This window comes from Sphingobacterium sp. ML3W (assembly GCF_029542085.1).
Lineage (GTDB): Bacteria > Bacteroidota > Bacteroidia > Sphingobacteriales > Sphingobacteriaceae > Sphingobacterium.
The window spans coordinates 5223722-5245398 of record NZ_CP107036.1; the positions used below are offsets into that span (position 1 = coordinate 5223722).

Here is a 21677-nt window from a genome sequence, read left to right on the forward strand (position 1 = left end):
TCGATCAAGATAAGGTTGAAGTAGATCACCAAAGGATTGCATAGAGAACAAAGATTGAGGAGCAAGTATTAAAGACAGTGCTCATAAGCCGCTGGCTTGAACAAGTAAAGTCTAAATACTAATATCTCTTTTTAGGCACGCAGGTAATATCTTTGGTCTTTCTAAGGACAATAGGACGTTGGTCAAATCGACTCTCTAGTACAACGGAGTCCGCAGAATGATAGACAACTTTAAAACGTGGGATATATTGACCCGAAAGATAACAACCTGATATCTTTTGCTTGCCATTTTCTTTGGTGTATATTCCGTCTACGATAACCGAATCACCACGCAGCACATAAATACCTTTGGCATGCTCTGTCCAGGAACCGTTTTTATAACAACTATCAGGGATAGTCTGTACTTTGTTGTTCACATGCATTGTCGCATAAACCGAATCACAGGTAAACTTAAATTCAGTCAATGTATACTGCATCATCTGCTGCTGTCCCGGAATACTATCCTGTACCCACTCGCCCTGTAAAAACGAAGCTCCTTCACCCTGCATATCTGAATTAAATTTGCAGGCGGTAAAAAAGAAAAACATACCTATGGCAAGAGCCAGTAGGTATGTTTTTGATGATATATTTTTTATTGAAATTATTGCCACAGCTTATTTTAAACTTCCAACCATTTCTTCAGGTTTTACCCAAGCATCAAAATCTTCCGGAGTCACATAACCCAAACGTACTGCTTCTTCTTTAAGTGTAGTTCCGTTTTTATGCGCCGTTTGTGCAATTTCAGCAGCTTTGTAATAACCAATTTTCGTGTTTAACGCAGTTACCAACATCAATGAGTTGTCAACCAATTCTTTGATGCGTTTGTAGTTAGGCTCTATACCTGCGGCACAGTGCTCCTCAAAAGAAATACAAGCATCACCCAATAAACGTGCAGACTGTAAGAAATTAGCTGCCATCAATGGTTTAAATACATTCAACTCATAATGTCCTTGTGTACCACCAATGGTGATAGCAACATCGTTCCCCATAACTTGGGCAGCGACCATTGTTAACGCTTCACATTGTGTAGGATTCACTTTACCTGGCATAATAGATGATCCCGGTTCGTTTTCTGGAATAAGGATTTCACCAATACCTGAACGAGGACCAGAAGCTAACATACGGATGTCGTTGGCAATTTTATTCAATGCAACAGCCAATTGTTTCAATGCACCATGTGTCTCTACGATGGCATCGTGTGCTGCCAAAGCTTCAAATTTGTTCTCCGCAGTAACAAATGGAAGACCTGTAAATTCAGCGATGTATTTTGCAACAACAACATCATAACCAGTAGGTGTGTTTAAACCAGTCCCTACAGCAGTGCCGCCAAGTGCTACCTCAGATAGATGTGAAAGTGTATTTCTTAGTGCTTTTAGACCATGGTTTAATTGTGCCACATAGCCAGAAATCTCCTGACCTAATGTCAATGGTGTCGCATCCATTAAGTGTGTACGACCGATTTTAACAACATTCTTGAACTCTTCAGCTTTTTTAGCTAGCGTATCACGTAGTTTTTCAACACCTGGAATAGTTACTTCGGCAACAGCTTTATAAGCTGCAATATGCATTCCAGTAGGGAACGTATCATTTGATGACTGTGATTTGTTTACATCATCATTAGCTTTTAATACAGGTTCTCCTTCGCCAATCTTATGTCCAGCCAATACTTGGGCACGATTTGCCACAACTTCATTTACATTCATGTTGGATTGTGTTCCCGAACCAGTTTGCCAGATGACCAATGGAAATTGATCGTCTAGTTTACCCGCTAGGATCTCATCACATACAGCGGCAATGGCATCACGTTTTTCAACAGGTAATACACCTAATTCGTGGTTTGCATACGCTGCTGCTTTTTTCAAGTAAGCAAAACCTGCAACGATCTCATGTGGCATAGAAGCTGCCGGTCCGATTTTGAAGTTGTTGCGTGAACGTTCTGTTTGTGCACCCCAGTATTTATCTGCAGGTACTTGAACTTCACCCATCGTATCTTTTTCAATTCTGAATGACATATTGTTTTGTATAAATAAAACGTAAAAATTAATCAGTATCTGTGCAAAAGCACAAAACACATCGATCACAAAGTTAACGGATAATACAGTAAAAAGTAAAAATTAAAAGGTAAAAATCAAAAATTGAAACAATTAGTAAGCCATCGTCTTGTATAACCAAGATTTTACTTCTCACAGCTGAGAAATAAAAATTAAAAGCTAATAATAAAATAATGGAAACCGTTAGTAAACCATCGTCTTGTATAACCAAAATCTAAATACTCATTACTAAATACTCAATACTCTCTACTCAAAAGCCAAGGCGCTTGGTCAGGAATTCATTCACATGATGAAATACCTGCTTTGGTTTTAGTGCACGCCAAGACAGTTCATTGAGTGCACCGCCAAAATTGATATAATAATCAATATTCTGTTGTTGAAACTCTTCAATGACATGGTCACGGAAGCCTACGCCTGCAATCCAGCCATCGTCGATATCTTGGAACCATTCTTCATAATAGGAGTCATCGGAAGCATGGAAATTCAATACATTCTCTCCAATGAGGATAAAATATTTTATACCCTGACTGATCATGACATCTATAAGCTCTCTTTTCAGTAACATGATATCATTGTATATAGCATCATTCCATTCACCGATCAACTCAATAATACAGTATTGTTTTTCATAATCGACAAATAATACCTTTAGATACAGCGTCAGCGAACCGAATTCATCCCATTGTGGATGCAGTAAAAAGTTATAGATCTGTTTGTCGAAATCGAATTCGCTGTATACTGTGCCATAAAATGGTGATTGTTCGTCCTCGGCAGCGATATAATAGTCGCGCCAATTGTAATAAGGTTCGATTTCGTGCATATATTAAATTCCTTTCCAAATTCAAACTAAGATAAATTTGTGCTTATTTGCAAGTTTCATTGCCGCTATTTCGTGTTTTCTGTCAAAGCGAGTGAGCAGAACTTCTGGACGTAAACAGTCAGCGACAATTTTTTGTTTTTAATGTAAAATTATACGGCTGTTTACAGATTAAACCGAATAAACTTGTTACTTTTGAGACGTAATTTCATGAGCGCACAGGCTCGGTTTATCTTTTTATAAACACTGGGTTTTTCCAATGCAAAAGAGTATTAAGCGAAATATTTTTGTAGCCGCTACATATGCTGCAGTATTGCTTCTTGGCTTGCTGTTGGGACAGAATTATGCCGAAGAACAAGGTAGTAACCAGAAAACAACCTTTTCAAGTTTAGGCTCCAATGGAAATTCGGACAAATTGCAATACCTGGTCCAGCTGATCTCTGAAAATTACGTTGACAATATTAGCGTTGACACTGTGCAAGATGAAGCCATTGAACACGTTGTTTCTCGCCTTGATCCATTCTCCACTTTTTTACGACCTAATCAGGTGCTCGCTAAGCAGGAAACTCTGGAAGGGTCCTTTGATGGAATAGGGGTGGAATATTTTCGTTTAAAGGATACGCTGCTTGTCGTAGGAATGGTTTCTGCAGGACCTGCGGAGAAAAGCGGCATGCGGATCGGTGATCGTATTCTAAAAATCGGGAACAAAGATCTTGCAGGGAAAAAAGTGCCTGAGGCAGAAATTGAAAAATTGATTCGTGGAAAGAAGGGAACTGCTGTACTTATTTCGATCCAACGGAATGGACAGACACTCGTTAATCCGCTGAAAGTCATCCGTGACCAAGTAAACGTAACCAGCCTGGATGCATCTTATATGATCGCTCCTAAGACTGCTTACATCAAAATCCGTCGCTTTGGACATAAGACCTCAGACGAATTTAAACAGTCGCTGATTGATCTGCGAAAAAGCGGTGCGCAGGATCTCATCTTAGATCTACGAAATAACGGTGGCGGATTTGTGCATACTGCAATAGATCTGGCGGGACAGTTTTTTAAAGAAAAGAGACTGTTGATGTATACCGAAGGAGCTAATGAACAACGTCAGGATTATTATTCAGAGAAACCGGGCGAGTTTGGTGATGGTCGTGTGGTCATATTGATCAACGAAAGCACAGCATCAGCGAGTGAGATTCTGAGTGGTGCCTTACAGGATTTAGATCGGGCTACCGTCGTTGGAAGGCGATCCTATGGAAAAGGACTGGTCCAGGAGCAATTTGATTTCTCCGATGGATCTGCAGTGAATTTGACTGTTGCACGTTATTATACCCCACTTGGAAGATGTATTCAACGTAAATATAGCCGAGCAAACTTTGATGCGGCAAAATATATGACAGGTTTTGATCTCTGGACGCTTGATACCGAATTTCGTCAAAAGGAAATGTTTACAACAAGCAAAGGTAAACTGGTTTTTGGTGGTGGTGGAATTTTGCCGGATGTGAATATCCCAATTGATACCAACGAAACAAGCGCGAAGTATCGGGAGATCTACCATTCCAATTCAATCGAAGAATTTGTGTATGACCGGTTCACCAAACATCTACCGGCATATTCCATTGAAAACTTTATCAGTGGTTACCATTTACCTGCGGCAGAGTTTGATCTTTTTATTTCATTTCTGAATACACAAAAGCAGATTCCGGTGAATGCAAATGAAGCAAAAAACCTGCATGATCTGATTCAGTCGGATATTGAAGCTTTGGTCGGAAGGTATTATTTTGGACGAGAAGCTTATTATAAAATAAAAAATAGAAGGGATAAATTTATCGAAATAGGCCTCAAATCGTTGGGCTATCAGATGCCTAAGGTTTAAGTCGTAAATCTGACCATACTGGGTAGTGGTCGGACAGCTTTTGTTTGACAACCTGATAATTCATAACCTGAAATTTTGGACTGGCAAAGATATAGTCAATCTGAAAAATCGGCAAAAGCGCATGGTGGGTGACCCCCCATCCGTTTCCTTTCTCCTTAAAGGCATTGTACATGCCATCTCCAATTAGATTCACCGAATAACTCATAGGCGTATCATTAAAATCACCAACAGCAATATAAGGATATTGACAGTCATTCATGTGTTTTTTCAGCGAATGAGCCTGTTCACTGCGGAGTTCAAATGCATTTTTTAGCTTTCGGCTCAACCGGCGAGTTGCCCTATTATCTGTTTCAGTCTTGTTGGACAGATTTTGAATAAATTCCTTGTCTTCGTTCTGCAGAGCAAAGGATCGCAGGTGGATATTATAGATACGCACCAAGGTGTCCTGCTTTTTGATGTCCACATAGCATATTCTGTTGATGCCATAGTCGTTGTCACGAATAGTGCCCGAATCGTAGATGGGAAAACGGGATAAAACAGCCATGCCATAGGCCTCGTAATCATTTTTGGAACTCGGTTCAAAGAAGAAATAATCGTAACCCAATTTGTCCTTAAACTCTTCGGAGAAGACATGTTTCCCTTTGATTTTACTGATATACTCCTGAAAGCAAATGACATCAGGGGAGATGCTATCAATGATGCGGACAACGTCGGCTTTAAAGTTCTTTTTTTCTTCATCAACTTTTTTGAACAAATGGGCATTGAAAGTCATGATGCGTAATGTCCGTGTTTCAGAAGGGACAGGTGGGTTTTCTTTGCGGATATTCCAATGTTTGGTTAGAAAGGGCCAACCCAATAAGATTGCTGCCAAAGAGTAGAGGGCAACCTTTCGTTTGCGCAATAACCAGTAACAGATAAAACCAATGTTGACAAGCAGAATCGGGAGGTAGCCCAGTCCCATAAATGCAATGGGCCAAAAAGATTTCGGATTGATGAAGGTTGCCGAGTAACTCATGAGCAATGCAATGATCGCAAGCATATTTGCCAGGAACATTGTTTTGCTTATAAATCCCAGTTTTCTTCTTAAAAATGTCCTTCTATCCATCAACCTTATCGCCACTATTGCTTGCCCTAAAGAGCGTTTCTTTTTCATGGTGTGTCAGACTTTCATAACCAGATACTGAAATCTTGTCTAGGATAGCATCAATTTCATCCTGATTTGGTAAGTCATAACGATGTTTCCGATTTGTCGGTATATGATTGCCTACAACAACTTTCATTTTTGCAGGCTTTTTTTGTTTTTTCTGAAAAAGTGTTGACCAGTCCATTCCTGATCTTAGGGCATAGGTAAAAGCCATTCCGAAGAGAACGACAGCAAAATAAGAGACTGCGGCGGGTCTGTTGCCAATGGCAAAGAATAAAAATTCCAATGCAAAATAGACGATGGCTACTATTTTTAATTTAACAGTACCAAACAATAATAGCCGCAATTCATAGTTCGGAACTAAAGTGACAATTGCTGCAAGTACCGCGGCCAATGGATGTGCTCCCCCCATTAAATGCAGATCTGTCGGCGGAGGAATAAGTGTGCCAAAACCCACATAGAGGGTACTACTCAAGAGCCATGAGGCAATGTAGACAAAGAAAAACTGCCTCTTGTTTAGGAATGTGAAGAATATCTGGCCTACCCAATACAGCCATAGGCTGTCAAAGATTAAATTTAAAAGCTGAACATAGACAAAATTGGACGAAATCACGGACCAAGGTTGTGCTAAGAAAACCGAAAAACTGCTTGGCAAACTCAATTGCTTGACAATAGGCTGTAGGAAACTTTGAGAGATGAATTTCAGCTCAAAGAGCAGGTCCAAAAAATAAATGAGGACAAATAAACATACCTGAATACTGATCACAACCGGAATCGGCGAACCTGTTTTATACGTTTGTCTCCAAAAATCTTTTAAACCAATGCTATTCATGACGCGCGCAATTAATAAATTCCCTTTCTAATCTTCCACAATTTGAGCAGCAAGTAACCAAACAGTGCACCACCAACGTGTGCTAGATGGGCTACCGAATCTCCTGGTCTAGATAAGCTCATATAGATCTCGATCAAAATAAATCCTCCGATCATATATTTGGCTTTGACTGGTACAGGAATAAACAAAAATTGAAGCGGTATGTTTGGAAAAAGGTAAGCAAAAGCAAGCAATACACCATATACGGCACCGGAAGCACCCAGCATACGTGAAGTATAGACTTCTTGTACCAAACCTGGATTAGATGTGTTTAGTGTAGACATGTCCAAACTTTGGTGCAAAGGGAAGAAACTCCCTGTTGCATTAAATATTTCAAAGCCCTGAACACCCATTTGCAATAGCCATGCGCCGATACCAGAAATCAGATAGAAATTCAAAAAACGTTTAGGACCAAGTACTTGCTCGATCATCGGACCAAAGATGACCAAAGAAAACATATTGAAGAAAATATGGCCGAGGTCGGCATGCATAAACATATGCGTAATTATCTGCCATATTTTAAAATAAGGTGAATCCGGGTAGAAAACCGGAAGATAATTATAAGCAATGGGCACAAATTGTGATCCTAAAAAGAATACAATATTTACGATCAGTAAATTCTTGATAACGGGTGTCAATTGTTGAAACATATAGTTCTATCTTCTAGTTTTTACCAAATTTTTCTGCTAATTCCTGCAATGTAAATGTTACGATAACAGGGTTGCCATAGATGGAGATATTCGGTGATTGACAAGCAAAGAGCTTGTCGACCAATTCTGCCATAGCGGTGTTGTCAAGCTGTGTGCCTGGTTTGATCGCAGCATTACGAGCAAGGCTTTTTGCTAGATTCTCGCGCTTAGCTAGCTTGTATTCGGATTGATTATTTTTATAATCTTCCAATATTTTTTCAATCATTTTGATCTCATCAAAGCCTGTTCCCAAGTCTGCTGGAATTCCGTCAATAATATAGGAATTTTTTCCAAATTCACGAATTTGAAAACCTAGACCATTGATGTCGTCCAATAAGTCTTTCATCAGCTCATTATCCGCAGGGTTGAGGTCTATTGTCTGTGGGAATAAGCTTTGTTGGCTTAAGCCTTTATGCTGATCGAGCTGCTCCAGAAACTGTTCAAATAAAATACGTTCGTGAGCAGCTTGTTGGTCAATAAGAATAAAGCCAGAATGAATCTGTGAAACAATATACTTGTTGTGCAGCTGAAAAAATAATTTAGAGGAAGTTTTATCTTCCACTTGGATGGCCTGTGGGAGGTCCGTCTTCAATTCTGAACTAGTATGCAAAGGAAGCTGTACAGACTCCTCCTTTTCGACGATTTCGTACAATGAATCCCAATTGCTTGGTATTCCCCCTGTTTTTTTTGCAAAACCTTCCGCATAACTATCCGATCTGGAATAGGATGATTTGGACTTGTCCGTGTCAAAAGGATTAAAATCTGGATTAAAGGTGACTGTTGGCGCAATAATTTCGTCCAATGATTTCTTTGTGATCAGATTGGTGAAGCTTGTCTCCTGTTCAAAATCCAAAGAAGGCATGATATTATAGCGTCCCAATGACCTTTTCACCGCTGATCGGATGATGGCATAAATTGCCTTGTCATCCTCATATTTGATTTCGGTCTTTGTTGGGTGTACATTGATATCAATACGAGCAGGATCTATATCGATAAATAGGACATAAAACGGAAAAGTTTCCGCTTGCATAATATCCTCGTACGCATTCATAACCGCATGGTGCAGATAAGGGTCACGGACAAATCGCCTGTTGACAAAGAAAAACTGTTCGCCACGTGTTTTCTTCGCAAATTCAGGTTTTCCGACAAAACCTTCCACTTTAATAATGGATGTATCCTCTTCCACAGGAACCAGTCGTTGGTTGTAGTTGTTTCCGAAGATATGGACAATCCGTTGTTTCAGTGTCTCGGCAGGGAGATGATATATTTCATTTCCATCACTATGTAGTGAAAGGAAAATCTGTGGATTAGATAATGAAATACGCTGAAATTCGTCAATGATATGGCGCATTTCAACAGAATTACTCTTTAAGAAGTTCCTGCGGGCAGGAATATTGTAAAAAAGATTTTTGACTAAAATATTTGTTCCAGCAGCAACAGCTTCTGGATATTGATTGACAACTTTTGATCCTTCTATTTCGACCACCGTACCAAGTTCATCTTCGATACGGCGAGTTTTTAGTTCTACTTGTGCTATCGCAGCGATGGACGCCATCGCTTCTCCACGGAAACCCATGGTGCGAATAGCAAATAAATCTTCAGCTTTCCGGATCTTTGACGTCGCATGACGTTCAAAGCAAAGGCGAGCATCTGTTACGCTCATGCCACAGCCATTGTCAATGACTTGGATCAACGATTTGCCCGCGTCTTTAACAATAAGTTTTATTTTGTCAGCTCCAGCATCAATGGCATTCTCAATCAATTCTTTAATGGCAGACGCTGGTCGCTGCACCACTTCTCCCGCCGCAATCTGATTAGCAACATTATCTGGAAGTAATTGAATAATATCCGACATATAATACAAAGTTACGAAATATCCATATTTAGAAAGCACAAACACAAATGAAAATCAACCGGATATTCCAGATGGCCTCTAAAACCGTCGAAGCCTTGTGCCTGTCTTTAAAAAAATGGGCTATCCGCTGTTATGACATCTCCAGTTTTAGGAAACGTGCGGTTTCGCTTTTCTTGTTTTTAATTAAATTTTCTGGTGTTCCTTCAAATAATACTTGACCACCTTCTTTCCCTCCCTCAGGACCGATATCAACCACCCAGTCCGCGGATTTGACAACATCAAGGTTGTGTTCGATAATCAATACCGTATTTCCACGGTCCACCAGTCGGTTGATCACACCCATGAGTACATTGACGTCTTCAAAATGAAGCCCTGTTGTTGGTTCGTCGAGGATGTAAAATGTGTTTCCGGTATCTTTCTTGGAAAGTTCTGTGGCAAGTTTCACCCGCTGTGCCTCTCCTCCAGATAAGGTTGTAGAAGATTGACCCAAGGTAATATAACCTAAACCTACATCTTGTAATGTTTTGATTTTTCTGTAAATACTTGGTACGTTTTCAAAGAAATCAACAGCATCATTGATGCTCATATCGAGTACATCTGAAATAGATTTACCTTTGTAGCGCACTTCCAAAGTTTCTCGGTTATAACGCTTTCCGTGACATGTTTCACAAGGAACCTGTACATCAGGAAGGAAATTCATCTCAATCACCTTCAATCCTGCACCCTGGCAGGTTTCACAACGCCCACCTTTGACATTGAATGAAAAACGACCGGGTTTATACCCCCTGATTTTTGCTTCGGGAAGCTGAACGAAGAGCGTACGAATATCGGAGAATACACCTGTATAGGTTGAAGGATTGGAACGCGGTGTACGGCCGATAGGACTTTGATCAATTTCAATGACTTTATCAATATGCTCCAAGCCCTCAATCTTTTTGAAAGGAAGTGGAGTCGCTTTCGCTCGAAAGAAATGTTTATTTAAGATCGGGTACAATGTACCGGTAATTAAACTCGATTTACCAGAGCCCGAAACACCCGATACAACGATCAATTTGCCGAGCGGAAAGGTTACAGTCAGGTTTTTCAGATTATGCCCAGTAGCGCCATGAATGGTCAGCGTTTTGCTATTACCTTCACGTCGTTTCTCCGGGATCTTAACCTCTTTTTTCCCATTAAGATAAGCTGCGGTCAAAGAGTCTGATTTTAAGATCTCGTCGGGTTGGCCTTCAGCAACGACTGTACCACCATGAACACCCGCCGCCGGGCCCATATCAATCACATAATCCGCATGTAAGATCATATCCTTATCATGCTCAACGACCAAGACCGAATTGCCAATATCACGTAAATTTTTGAGCGCCTTAATGAGACGTTCGTTGTCACGTTGATGTAATCCGATGCTCGGTTCATCCAGAATATAAAGCACATTGACCAACTGCGAACCAATCTGGGTGGCTAAACGAATCCGTTGCGCTTCCCCACCGGATAGGGTTTTTGCTGTACGATCCAATGTCAGGTAATTCAAGCCTACATCCAGTAAAAAGCCCAAACGAGCCCTTATTTCTTTAAGTATTTCTGTAGCAATGACTAACTGGCGTTCATCCAGTTTGCTCTCTACCTGATCGAACCATTCTTTCAACGCAGAAATATCTAATGTCGATAGTTCATGAATATTCTTGTCTGCGATCATAAAATGAAGCGATTCTTTCTTCAACCTTGCTCCTTCGCAAGTAGGACAGGTAACTTTGGTTCTGAAATCATCCAGTGAAGGTGCTTCATCAGAAGATTTTCCGGAAAATTCCTCGAGCATTTTGAAGATCCCTTCAAATTCCACACGATATTCACGCGTGCCATAACTTCCATAGGATACGGTGACGACGATAGGTTCTTCTTTATTACCAAATAAAAGTTGGTCGATCTGCTCATCGCTCAGTTTTTCCAGTGCTGTTGTTACTGCAAAATCCAATTTTTTGGCTACTGCTTTAAGTACCTCAAAAGTCCAGTTCTCCCGTGTTGGCCCCAATGGTGCCAGCCCCCCTTTTTGAATGCTGAGTTTTTTGTCAGGAATGACAGCATTTTTGTCAATCTCAAAGATATAACCTAATCCATCACATGTCGGACAGGCACCATAAGGTGAGTTGAATGAGAAGGTATTGGGTTGGGGTTCATCATAAGAGATCCCTGACTCCGCATCCATCAGATACCGGCTATAAAATTGTTCCTGATTATCTTTGGTAGACACTTTGATAATGCCTTTTGCTGTTTTCATGGCCTGCATAACCGAAGTCTGTAGCCGCTTTTTGTCATCGCGTTCTATTTTCAGACGATCAACAACAATCTCAATATCGTGAATTTTATAGCGGTCTACTTGCATTTTTGGGACAAGGTCCAGTATTTCACCATCTACACGCACTTTGACATAACCCTGTTTACGAATTTGCTCAAAAAGCTCCCGATAATGTCCTTTACGTCCTTTTACGACAGGAGCGAGGATATTTAACGCTTGCCCTTCAAATTCATCCAAAATACGGTCGATCACCTGATCGTCAGACATGCGTTCCATTTTTTTGCCAGTGACATAGGAGAATGCTTCACCTGCGCGGGCAAACAAAAGACGCATAAAGTCGTATACTTCAGTAATGGTTCCTACAGTTGACCTTGGATTTTTGCTCGTTGTTTTCTGTTCAATGGAAATCACAGGACTCAAACCCGATATCTTGTCCACATCCGGACGCTCCATACCCCCCAAAAACTGACGGCTATAGGCACTAAAAGTTTCCATGTACCGACGTTGTCCCTCCGCATAAATGGTGTCAAAAGCCAGGGATGACTTTCCACTGCCACTTAAACCGGTGATGACGACCAATTCGTTTCTCGGAAAAGATACATCTATATTTTTTAGATTGTGCGCACGCGCCCCAAATACTTGAACTTCACTCTGTTCGCCCAAATCTGGGCTTCTTTTTACTGCCATGAAAACTCCTTAAAACCCTTGTAAAGGGATAAAATGCAAAACATGCAAAATTACAGATTTTAAAGGAATTATGCGAGCCTATCTGACTTTTGGAATAAAATGTGATATACAGGTGATGCGGAGCTCTTGTGATGCTGTAATGATTTAGGAAAGTTACGAAGGTTATTGTTATCTTGTGATCGATTTAGATCGTTATGACAACCTTGTAAGCTGTAAGTTTATACAGAAAGTGTCTAGAAAATAAAACGTTAAAATTAAAAAACCAATTCAACGAGTTTGTAAACCAAAGGTATGTTTCAACTAAGGTCGCAATGCTCAATACTCAATACAACAATAATGCGAAAATACGACGTCAGCAAACAGGAAAAACAATCCATCGAAGATATTGTCCAATTTTGGAAAAAGGAGAATCTATTGGATGAACAAAAAGCCAGTGAACTGATGGATAGCCTCGATGTTAAAAGTTTTGATTGGGGGCAACTGGCGCGTTATGCTTTTTGGATCGCCTTGGCCTCTTTGGTGTTCGCTGTTTTCTCGCTATTTACAGACGCTTCTTTCCTGGCTTTTGTGGATACTCTTTATGAAGCGCCCAACATTTTATTCTGCTTCTTTTTTGCTGCGGTCGCTGTGCTGTTCTATACGCTGGGGTTTCGTTATAAAAAGCGTTATCCCTATAAGAATCTTTCCACAGAGACCATGATGTTGATCGGAGTATTCGGAACGGCAGCCTGCATCGGGTTTATGGGTAAGGTATTGGATAAAGATACCATGCATTATTCGCTTTTATTTTTATTGTCCGTTGCGATCTATGGTATTCTTGCGGTAAAGCTCGATAGCAAGCTGATCTGGACCTTTATGCTTTTGGCCCTTGGCGTTTGGTTCGCCACCGAGACAGCCTATCATAGCAACTGGGGATTTAAATTCTGGGGAATGAATTATCCGCTACGCTTTACTATTTTCGGTGCAATGATCACAGCAGCTGCGGTTTGGCTGCAACCACGTTTTGAACGCTTGCAGATCTTTCAGCCGGTCAGTTATATCATTGGATTGATTTACCTTATGGTTTCCTTATGGACACTGTCCATTTTCGGTAACTATTCGGATTTTTATGAATGGACCACCGTACGTCAATACCATATGTTTTATTGGGGTATTTTATCAACTGCGGTGTCCGCTTTTCTCGTTATTTATGGGTTAAAAGCAAAAGATAATGTCACCCGTGAGGTAGGCTTTGTATTTTTGGTGCTGAATATCTATACACGCTATGTGGAGTATCTATGGGATAATATCAACAGAGCCGTATTTTTCTTGATCCTGGCAGTTTCCTTTTGGTTTGTCGGACGTTGGGCAGAGAAATTATGGAATAGACGAAAAGAGGAGCTCGAAAGGTAATAACAATTGAATCCTCCAATAGATGGTATCGCGAAACGGAAGCGTTATGAAAACGATGCTGTGGATTTTTTTCTTAAACCGATTTTATTTGAATGTCTTAAACGCGCTGTAGAAAAGATTGAATCCATATAGCAACCCGAATGCAGGATAAACAACCTCTGGTGTAAGTTTCAGAAATGAACCGTAAACCCTACGCCTCGATTCGAACTGATGCTCAGATTCGGGTCATGACTTAGGTATTTTCGTATGCGGGTGATAAAAACGTCCATGCTCCTGCCGGTAAAAAAATCAGCGCTCCCCCATACCTTTTCAAGGATATCTTCCCGTGTCACGAGCTGACCATTGTGCTGGCAAAGGAACAAAAGTAATTGTGCTTCCCGCTCGGTGAGCCTATATTGTTCCAAAGCATGACTCAGCAACAGTTGGTCGGGAAAAAATAGGTACGAACCAATTGGAATGGAACCTGCGGATACATGTTTTTGATTGCGTTTTAGTATATTCTGTATACGAAGTAACAATTCTTCAGGATCACAGGGTTTGGTAATATAATCGTCGGCACCGATTTTTAAACCGGTCAACTTATCGATCTTCTGTTCTTTGGCCGTTAAAAAGATAAAAGGAAGTGATGGGAAAAGTGTATTGATCTCTTTGGCCAGTGTAAAGCCGCTCACCTGGGGGAGCATCACATCCAAAATAATTAAATCATATCCCACAAGCTGCTGAAAGTCTGCTATAAGATCATTCGGCTGTAAAATCCATTCCACCTGAAAGTCCGACAGCTCGAGGTATTGTTTCAGCATGAATCCGAAATCCGGATCATCTTCTACCAACAATAGTTTATTCTTCATAACCCGATAAATTAGCGCGGCAATAGCACCACAAAAGTTGTTCCTTGCTGCAATTTACTCATCACGCTGATATCGCCCGCATATTTTTTGATGATATTCTTAACCAAAAATAGACCGATTCCTAAACCCTTCGTGTCATGGATATTATTTTTTTGGATACGGTAAAACTTTTCAAAAATATAAGGCAATTCGCTTTCTTCCATTCCTTGTCCATTATCGCTGACCTGAATGGATAGCTGGTTTTTCTGCTCTTCAAAACGGATATTCAGTTGTGTAGCACCGTATTTGGCCGCGTTATTCATCAGGTTTGAAAATAATGTCGCTGCATCTAGAGGATTAAGGCAAATCTGCATGTTGGAGCTTGGCGCAACAATGAGTTTGACCGTTGGATTGCACAGCTGAAAATCACTAAAAATACTCGCTAGTTCATCCGGAGTTATGGGGGCTAAACTCGTCGTCGTTTGGTGCTCATTCAGCGGATCTAGTGTCTGTTCCAAGCGGTTAACCTGGCGTTCAATAACCGCTATGATCGTGTCATCCGGAGATTTTCGGAGTGTTTTAGCCGCAATTTTAAGGGTAGCGATAGGCGTTTTTAGCTCGTGCGAGATATTGTCCACCACATCGTGCAAGACAGCGATCTGTTTGTCTTGTTTTCGGAGATTAGTGATGGTTCGATAAAACAGCCAGATAAATGCTGCAAGAATCAATAAAGTGCTCAGTAATAGCGAAGTCAGCTCCCTGAACAAAATCCAGCGCAGATTGACCACTTCAAAAGACGTCTTTCGCGGAACAGAAAAAACATATAAGATTTCTCTGCTCTGGACGCTATCCTGAACTTTGTTTGTTTCAGTTTTCTCTGTAAGCCATTTGCTGCTTGATAATTCCGTAGGGTTGTGAAAAGTGCCCTTTGTGGTATACACGGTGATGGGTCCATTAACCAATGGGGTTGCTACATCCTTATAATAAATACCCAATATTTCCTGTCGGAGGATCACATGCATACCCAGTGGCCGGAATATACTGTCGACATATTTTGTTAGCTCCAGGGATGTTTTCTGCGCATGTGTTTTATATAAATTTTTTAGACCTTCTGCCGTGATCTCCTTTTTAACCAGTTTAATGTAATAATCACGGGCGATATCCTTGCTTAATAAGTTGTTGTCAAAAATAGAATCGGAGTCTTCTAATCTGTCCAGGTTCTTTTTGACATCAGCGAATACTTCACGTTGTTTGAGCCGATAGGTATTGTACAATTGATAACCTTGTATGCCAATGAGGATGGCAAAAAATAGGGTGAAAAGGATGATATAATTTTTAGGTTTCAATTCCATATACAAATATAATTGCTTACTAGCAACATCATACACCTTAACGCAGCATTAACTCTTCATTAACCATATTTAGCGGAGGTAATGGACAATTTTGGAGCATTAAATACCGAAATATGAAAGGATTATTATTTTTGCTCTTAGCTCCTTTGCTTTCCACAGCACAGACTAGACAAGTAGCGGGACAGATTCAAAAGGGAAATAGCGAGCAACTGGCTGATGTATCTATTGTGTTATTGGATAGTACTTATCAACAAATTAGAGAAATGAAGACTGATCTTTCCGGAAAGTTTGAATTAACATTGAAACAGCATACGAAATACTATCTCAAAGCATCACATTTGAATTTTGGCACGAAGGAATTATTTTTTTACAGCGATACCATAAAAAGTCCGTTGATCGTGACACTTCTTCCTAAAGCGAAAGAGCTTGAGGAAGTTAATGTTGTAGGCCGGCAGCCTCGATTGATCCGCAAGTTGGATCGCCTAGAATTTAACGTACAGCATAGTAATCTCTCTGCACTCAATACCTGGGATATCCTTAAACGTACACCTTTGGTGATGGCTAATGGCTCGGACTTAATGGTTCGGGGAAGTAAAAAGATTATGGTGCTGATCAATGACCACAAGATTCTGCTCAGTGGCGAGGAGCTGAAAACCTATCTGGAGAATACCGCTGGCAACGATGTCCAGTCCATCGAGGTGATTACCAATCCCCCTGCAAAATATGAAGCGGAGGGAAGTACAATCATCAATATCAAGCTTTCCAAATCTACCTTATATGGGTATCGGGGTACGTTAGTGGGGTTGGCGGAAAAAAGCACGACCTGGAAACAGTTGTTTGGACTGACACAGTATTACAAGAATGAAAAATTCAATCTACGGGCGACATACAATTTTGGGCGTGGTACCTATGCACGTTATGAAACAAACTACGTGTATTACCCGAAAGAACAGACCTCATGGGAAGGCACGATGGATCGTTTCGATACCAATAATAGCCAAAATAGTTATGTGCTTTCGATGGAATATACACCAGACACAACATGGTCGGTCAATATGGGCTTAACGGGTTATTATGGGCCGAGGTCCTACGGGGTCTATGAGGTACCTACAGCAATCTATAATAAAGACCGTGTGCAAGAATCCAGCTATTTTACAACAAATGATCATGAACGGTCCAATAAAAACAACAATCTTTACCTTCAGGTAAGCAAGAAACTCAGCTCCAAATGGAGTATCAATTGGTCTTCTTATTTTACGTCCAGCAATGCTACCAACGATCAAGATGTTTTGACGGCATTGAATTTTAAAGGGGAAAAACCATCAAGTACGCGTTTTATTAGCAATAACGAGAGCGAAAACCGACTTTTATCCACACAAATGGACATTACGGGAAAGATAAAAGAGCTAGAGGTCGAGTTCGGTGGAAAGTTTAGTGCTGTAAAAACAACAAGTGACTTAATATTTTCGGACGATGAATCAGGTACCCTGCAATATCGGCCCGACAAGAGTAGCCTGTTTGATTATAAAGAGCGTAATGCCGCCTTATACACATCGTTTAACTATAGCTGGAAGAAATGGAGCTGGAAGGCGGGGTTAAGAGGGGAGTATACCGACCTAGAAGGACGGGTTTCAGAACCGGAGGACATTAATAAGAAGGATTATTTTGTGTTGTTTCCCACTTTCTACATGCAATATGCGCTCTCGGATCAGCAACAATTCGGATTTTCCTATGGTAAACGCATCAGCCGTCCCGCTTATTCATGGCTTAATCCGGCGAAATCCTATTATAACCTGTTTTCATATTTCCAGGGAGATCCCCGCTTGAGGGCCACGATTGTGCATAATCTCAATCTGACCTGGACAAAGAACAATTGGAATGTGGATCTATTTTATCGTTTTGAAAAATGGCCTAATATGGAAATTGCTTTGCAGGACAACGTCAATCACCAGCTGATCTTTCAATATACCAATATTAAGAAAGGGCAAGGGGCAGGTATAGATTTGGGGAAGAGCTTTCAATTGACCTCCCGTTGGGGATTAAATCTTCAACTGGAAGGAATGTACAATGAGAATTATTTTATGGGGGCCGATGCGGTGCTACATAAGAACGATGTTTATATCGGTAATGGCAACATAAGTTCAAACTATGTCTTGGACAAAAATGCGGGTTGGAATCTGGAACTCGGCAATACGTTTACCTCACCGACTATTCAGGGACCATTCCGGATTACAGGCTACTCCAGTACCTACGTGATGACCAACCGAAAGTTTTTTAATAAGCGACTGGAAGTCAACCTTGCATTTATGGATATTTTTAGGACAGAGAAAATGAGGATATCGTCAAAATATGCTGATCAGAACAATTATTTTGATGATTATCGGGATACAAGAAAGGTAAATGTGACGTTGCGGTATCACTTTGGGAACCAAAAGGTCAAGAGCAGCAACCAACCGAATAAGACCGAAGAGCAATCAAGACTTTAGCCCGCTATTCTTTAAATAGCGGGGCTGTCCTTCCTATTTCAGATTCGTTTGAAATAGGAAGGACAGACATACTGAAATTTAGTTTATTTTTAGCGAATAAGTGATGTTGATACCACCCGCTGCAAGCATATCATGTACTGAACAATATTTTTTCACAGCTAGCTCGGCTGCTTTCGTCGCCTTCACTTCATCAATTTCCCCTTTGAGGAAAAAGTTGATATGAATATCCGTAAACACTTGGGGCACTTCTTCACGGCGCTTTCCTTCTACTTCCACTTGGACATCATCAATTTGTTGACGCTGTTTTACCAGGATACTATGTAGGTCAAAAACGCTGCAAGAACCCAATGCCATCAATACCAACTCCATGGGGCGAACACCTTTTCCTTCACCACCGATCGCTTCAGAACCATCGATATTCACTTTGACGGAAGATAATTCACTGCTGGCTTCGAAATGCACAGCTTGGTTGACACGGTTTAATTTGATTTTCATAAGAATAATTATTTACGCGTATTGTATTTGTCTGTTAACACATCCACGCGGCCATCAATAATGACTTCCACTGTACCATTCTCATCTTATGCAGATTTGTCTGGGGTAGCTTTTGAGACGGATGAATGTTAAACAAAAATAAGCATTGTTTAACAAAAAAAGGTCATCTGAATGTTCAATTCAAATGACCTTTTTTTGTTATCCTTTTGGCTAATTTATAGCACTAAGGTAAGGCAACTCCACCATACTGGCTGATATTTACTTTCCCTAATTTGGTGCTATATTTTGCATTGATCGCATCAACAAAAACATTGGCCATAATGGCATAGCCCATAGGTGTTAAGTGAACTCCATCCAATGAAAAGATGTTTCCAGTAATATATTTATTGCTGATGGCGATACCGTTAATCTGATAGCCCGATTTTACTTTGTTCAAGAAGCTGTAGATATCCGCTACTGCAAGTTTTTTGCTGTCCGCAATTTGTTTGATCGTTGTGTTTAGCGCGACGATACGATCTTGGACCATTTTTGCCTCAGCCTCATCCAAGACAAAATTGTCACCAACAGGATTTGCTGGATGTAGACCGTAAGGAGCCGGATTGACAACGCCAGTTACAGGGTCTTTGAGATCTCGTCTGCCCAATAAGCCAGCCGAAGAAAATGGTAGAATAAACATGTCTTTATCCGTTGCTGCACGTGGGATTGTCTTTGTTTTAATGTAGATATCCGTGAGTGGTGCGGCATTGGGATCTTGCGCTTTTAATGCCGCATTCGCTGCAGCCAATAATGCCTGGCGTGTCACTGTTGTGAAGTAAGGAACGGCCGTCACATCAGGAATGGTGGCAACAACTCCTTTTTGTTCTTTGCTGGTCAATTTGGTGATAAAGCCGGTATAAAACCTCGCAAAGTCCTGTTCAGAAATCAAGGTGTTTGTGGCATCAGTAGTTACGGCACCATTTGTTGCATAGCCCAATACATCATTATTTCCTAATGAGAAGGAAAAGAAGGTATGGTCTTTAGTCGTTGCATAATCTACATAAGTTGTGGTGACTGGCGCATTGTCGGGTAGCAATCGCTCAAAATAAGGATTCCCTTTTGTGGTACCTATTCCTGGCGCAAATGCCATATCCAAACGCATTCCCGGTACGCCCAGATTATTGATGGGACCAGTGTACTTGATGTAAAGCGGCTTTTTGTCTTCCGTTTGTCCACGGATGGCCAGGTGGTCAGTAACTGTACCCAATTGCGGTTGACCGTTCACCAGTGCTTTTAAATATAAGAACCCACTACCATTATAGTTTTCCGCAGGAAAATAAGGTTGCAAAAACTCTCCTCCGCCTACTTTTTTCATTTCTTGAGCAAGCATATTCGGGAAAGATTGTTCCTGACCCTTGAGACTGAGCCCACTATTGGCGTATCCAGAAGTTAGTGAGTTACCGACAGCTATATACTTGCTGAAATCTACATTTTCGGGGTTTCCACCTTTGGTGTCAAGGTCGATAGACGGTTTACAGGACGCAGCCAATGCTATCGCCGCAAAACCAATATAAAGCTTAATATTTTTTTGAAATCTTTTCATAATCTATTACCATTTATAGGTGAATGAAATTGAAGGGGCATGAATGTTAGTCTTGTAAGCACCCTCAATTTGTGTTGCGGGGCTTACTACAGTACGCTCTTTCAATTTTTGTAAAACATAAGCTGCGTGCAGGCTGAATTTGTCGTTAATTGCATAAGACAATCCCAGTGCCCCCATGATACGGTCGTTGTCCGGTGTCTCCGCATAAACATGGTCTTTGTCAACCGGTGTTTTTACATAACCTACTCCGGCACGTACAGCCAAATGCTCGCAGGCTTTATAATTCACACCAATTTTCCCTGAAAATGCATTCTTATAATTTTTTATCTGCTCAGTATCTTGTAGCAGCGGTGTATTGTCTGCATAATCAAATACTAACTTTTTATAAATATTATATTGGATAAAAGTTCCATCGGCAACAACATCTACTTTGTCACTAACTGGGACCGAAATGCCTAGGTTAAGTGATGCCGGTAAAGGAAGCTCTGCACTGAATTTGGTGTCGGGAAACGAAGCTGCAACAGCATCAGGTACCGTAAAATCAGCATCCCCTTTTTTTAGTTTGGTAACGACTTTCGATCGGTAAGATAGGGAGATCGCGACGTTGTTGTCAAAGTTGTAATGGGCACCAACGTTGTAGCCTATACCAGTACCGGTACCAGTTAATTTAGCACTTGCAGAAGATCCGTCAGGTAAAAACAAGGGTAATGACCGCGCTAGATCGACCATACCGATGTTGTACACGAATCCGGCACCTACACTTAAGTTATCGGTAAGTTTATAACTAATGGTAGGCTGTATGTAAATCGCGCGCAACTTGAGGTGGTTGAGTTCGTATTTTCCAGGCCAACTGTCTCCCCAATCCACTGCTCCACCGTAGGGTGTATAAACACCTAGACCAGCTTTCCAACGTGCATTGTCAGGGCCAAATGTAGCAAAGACAGAAAATGGTGGGGTAACTTGCGAGCGTGTGTTGTAGACTTGATTGCTTCCTGATTCTTTGAAGGCTGATCGATACATTACCGTAGATATCCCTGCTGATACCGCATTATGGTCCATTTTTGCTAAACCTCCCGGATTGTAGAATATACTTGTTTCGTCTGTGAATAGTGCAGATCCAGCACCAGCCATACCTAATGCTCGTACGCCTTGCGTATTCACTTGAGACCCTTGTGCAAAGAGCAGTGATGGTGATGCACAAAGTATTGAGAATAATAATTTCTTCATACTAGTGTTT

16 protein-coding genes are annotated in these 21677 nt (G+C 40.9%); 3 read left to right on the forward strand and 13 right to left on the reverse strand.

The annotated features are described in order from the left end of the window. Positions 1–118 precede the first annotated feature (118 nt). From OGI71_RS22000 to OGI71_RS22010, 3 genes are all read right to left on the reverse strand, one after another. Complete coding sequence (locus OGI71_RS22000; protein WP_282251956.1) at positions 119–649, reverse strand: fumarate hydratase; 531 nt, start codon at positions 647–649, stop codon at positions 119–121. 3 nt (positions 650–652) lie between these two features. Next, a complete protein-coding gene (gene fumC / locus OGI71_RS22005; protein WP_120260260.1) occupies positions 653–2050 on the reverse strand; it encodes a class II fumarate hydratase in 1398 nt (465 codons plus the stop codon). A gap of 289 nt (positions 2051–2339) precedes the next feature. After that, positions 2340–2909, reverse strand: coding sequence for a hypothetical protein (locus OGI71_RS22010; RefSeq protein ID WP_259179946.1), 570 nt, complete (start codon positions 2907–2909; stop codon positions 2340–2342). Positions 2910–3165: 256 nt separating this feature from the next. Between OGI71_RS22010 and OGI71_RS22015 the strand changes: the two genes are divergently transcribed. After that, the gene (locus OGI71_RS22015; protein WP_282251958.1) at positions 3166–4776 is read left to right on the forward strand and encodes a S41 family peptidase; all 1611 of its coding nucleotides are present in this window, start codon (positions 3166–3168) and stop codon (positions 4774–4776) included. Here the strand turns inward: OGI71_RS22015 and OGI71_RS22020 are convergent. The 5 genes from OGI71_RS22020 to uvrA form a co-directional block, all read right to left on the reverse strand. Next, the gene (locus tag OGI71_RS22020) at positions 4766–5929 is read right to left on the reverse strand and encodes an endonuclease/exonuclease/phosphatase family protein (RefSeq protein ID WP_282251960.1); all 1164 of its coding nucleotides are present in this window, start codon (positions 5927–5929) and stop codon (positions 4766–4768) included. The two genes, OGI71_RS22015 and OGI71_RS22020, sit on opposite strands and share 11 nt — an antisense overlap. After that, complete coding sequence (locus OGI71_RS22025; protein WP_282251961.1) at positions 5874–6752, reverse strand: rhomboid family intramembrane serine protease; 879 nt, start codon at positions 6750–6752, stop codon at positions 5874–5876. The genes OGI71_RS22020 and OGI71_RS22025 overlap by 56 nt, the downstream gene beginning before the upstream one ends. A gap of 11 nt (positions 6753–6763) precedes the next feature. Further along, entirely contained in the window at positions 6764–7441 is a 678-nt protein-coding gene (locus OGI71_RS22030; protein WP_282251962.1) for a rhomboid family intramembrane serine protease, read from the reverse strand. A 13-nt stretch (positions 7442–7454) separates the two neighbouring features. After that, complete coding sequence (gene mutL / locus OGI71_RS22035) at positions 7455–9335, reverse strand: DNA mismatch repair endonuclease MutL (RefSeq protein ID WP_282251963.1); 1881 nt, start codon at positions 9333–9335, stop codon at positions 7455–7457. 130 nt (positions 9336–9465) lie between these two features. After that, entirely contained in the window at positions 9466–12309 is a 2844-nt protein-coding gene (gene uvrA / locus OGI71_RS22040) for an excinuclease ABC subunit UvrA (protein WP_282251964.1), read from the reverse strand. A 336-nt stretch (positions 12310–12645) separates the two neighbouring features. Here uvrA and OGI71_RS22045 point away from each other — a divergent pair, with 336 nt between their 5' ends. Continuing rightward, on the forward strand, positions 12646–13701 hold the full coding sequence (locus OGI71_RS22045; protein ID WP_282251965.1) for a DUF2157 domain-containing protein: 1056 nt from the start codon (positions 12646–12648) through the stop codon (positions 13699–13701). 170 nt (positions 13702–13871) lie between these two features. Here OGI71_RS22045 and OGI71_RS22050 read toward each other — a convergent pair whose 3' ends face one another. Both OGI71_RS22050 and OGI71_RS22055 read right to left on the reverse strand, forming a co-directional pair. After that, complete coding sequence (locus tag OGI71_RS22050; protein ID WP_282251966.1) at positions 13872–14549, reverse strand: response regulator transcription factor; 678 nt, start codon at positions 14547–14549, stop codon at positions 13872–13874. Positions 14550–14560: 11 nt separating this feature from the next. After that, complete coding sequence (locus tag OGI71_RS22055; protein ID WP_282251967.1) at positions 14561–15880, reverse strand: HAMP domain-containing sensor histidine kinase; 1320 nt, start codon at positions 15878–15880, stop codon at positions 14561–14563. Between the two features lie 113 nt (positions 15881–15993). Here OGI71_RS22055 and OGI71_RS22060 point away from each other — a divergent pair, with 113 nt between their 5' ends. Continuing rightward, entirely contained in the window at positions 15994–18366 is a 2373-nt protein-coding gene (locus OGI71_RS22060) for an outer membrane beta-barrel family protein (protein ID WP_282251969.1), read from the forward strand. A gap of 78 nt (positions 18367–18444) precedes the next feature. Here OGI71_RS22060 and OGI71_RS22065 read toward each other — a convergent pair whose 3' ends face one another. The 3 genes from OGI71_RS22065 to OGI71_RS22075 all read right to left on the reverse strand — a co-directional run bounded on the left by OGI71_RS22065 (position 18445) and on the right by OGI71_RS22075 (position 21667). Beyond that, positions 18445–18861, reverse strand: coding sequence for an OsmC family protein (locus OGI71_RS22065; protein WP_282251970.1), 417 nt, complete (start codon positions 18859–18861; stop codon positions 18445–18447). A 223-nt stretch (positions 18862–19084) separates the two neighbouring features. Next, complete coding sequence (locus OGI71_RS22070; RefSeq protein ID WP_282251971.1) at positions 19085–20440, reverse strand: SGNH/GDSL hydrolase family protein; 1356 nt, start codon at positions 20438–20440, stop codon at positions 19085–19087. Between the two features lie 6 nt (positions 20441–20446). After that, positions 20447–21667 (reverse strand): outer membrane protein transport protein, encoded by a 1221-nt coding sequence (locus OGI71_RS22075; protein WP_223581732.1) that lies wholly within the window; start codon positions 21665–21667, stop codon positions 20447–20449. Positions 21668–21677: the final 10 nt, after the last annotated feature.

Excerpts from the sequence above, each read along its gene's own strand:
- fumC (WP_120260260.1), bottom strand. The coding sequence starts at position 2,050 with ATGTCATTCAGAATTGAAAAAGATACGATGGGTGAAGTTCAAGTACCT.
- OGI71_RS22010 (WP_259179946.1), bottom strand. The coding sequence starts at position 2,909 with ATGCACGAAATCGAACCTTATTACAATTGGCGCGACTATTATATCGCT.
- OGI71_RS22015 (WP_282251958.1), top strand. The coding sequence starts at position 3,166 with ATGCAAAAGAGTATTAAGCGAAATATTTTTGTAGCCGCTACATATGCT.
- OGI71_RS22020 (WP_282251960.1), bottom strand. The coding sequence starts at position 5,929 with ATGAAAAAGAAACGCTCTTTAGGGCAAGCAATAGTGGCGATAAGGTTG.
- OGI71_RS22025 (WP_282251961.1), bottom strand. The coding sequence starts at position 6,752 with ATGAATAGCATTGGTTTAAAAGATTTTTGGAGACAAACGTATAAAACA.
- OGI71_RS22030 (WP_282251962.1), bottom strand. The coding sequence starts at position 7,441 with ATGTTTCAACAATTGACACCCGTTATCAAGAATTTACTGATCGTAAAT.
- mutL (WP_282251963.1), bottom strand. The coding sequence starts at position 9,335 with ATGTCGGATATTATTCAATTACTTCCAGATAATGTTGCTAATCAGATT.
- uvrA (WP_282251964.1), bottom strand. The coding sequence starts at position 12,309 with ATGGCAGTAAAAAGAAGCCCAGATTTGGGCGAACAGAGTGAAGTTCAA.
- OGI71_RS22045 (WP_282251965.1), top strand. The coding sequence starts at position 12,646 with ATGCGAAAATACGACGTCAGCAAACAGGAAAAACAATCCATCGAAGAT.
- OGI71_RS22050 (WP_282251966.1), bottom strand. The coding sequence starts at position 14,549 with ATGAAGAATAAACTATTGTTGGTAGAAGATGATCCGGATTTCGGATTC.
- OGI71_RS22055 (WP_282251967.1), bottom strand. The coding sequence starts at position 15,880 with ATGGAATTGAAACCTAAAAATTATATCATCCTTTTCACCCTATTTTTT.
- OGI71_RS22060 (WP_282251969.1), top strand. The coding sequence starts at position 15,994 with ATGAAAGGATTATTATTTTTGCTCTTAGCTCCTTTGCTTTCCACAGCA.
- OGI71_RS22065 (WP_282251970.1), bottom strand. The coding sequence starts at position 18,861 with ATGAAAATCAAATTAAACCGTGTCAACCAAGCTGTGCATTTCGAAGCC.
- OGI71_RS22070 (WP_282251971.1), bottom strand. The coding sequence starts at position 20,440 with ATGAAAAGATTTCAAAAAAATATTAAGCTTTATATTGGTTTTGCGGCG.
- OGI71_RS22075 (WP_223581732.1), bottom strand. The coding sequence starts at position 21,667 with ATGAAGAAATTATTATTCTCAATACTTTGTGCATCACCATCACTGCTC.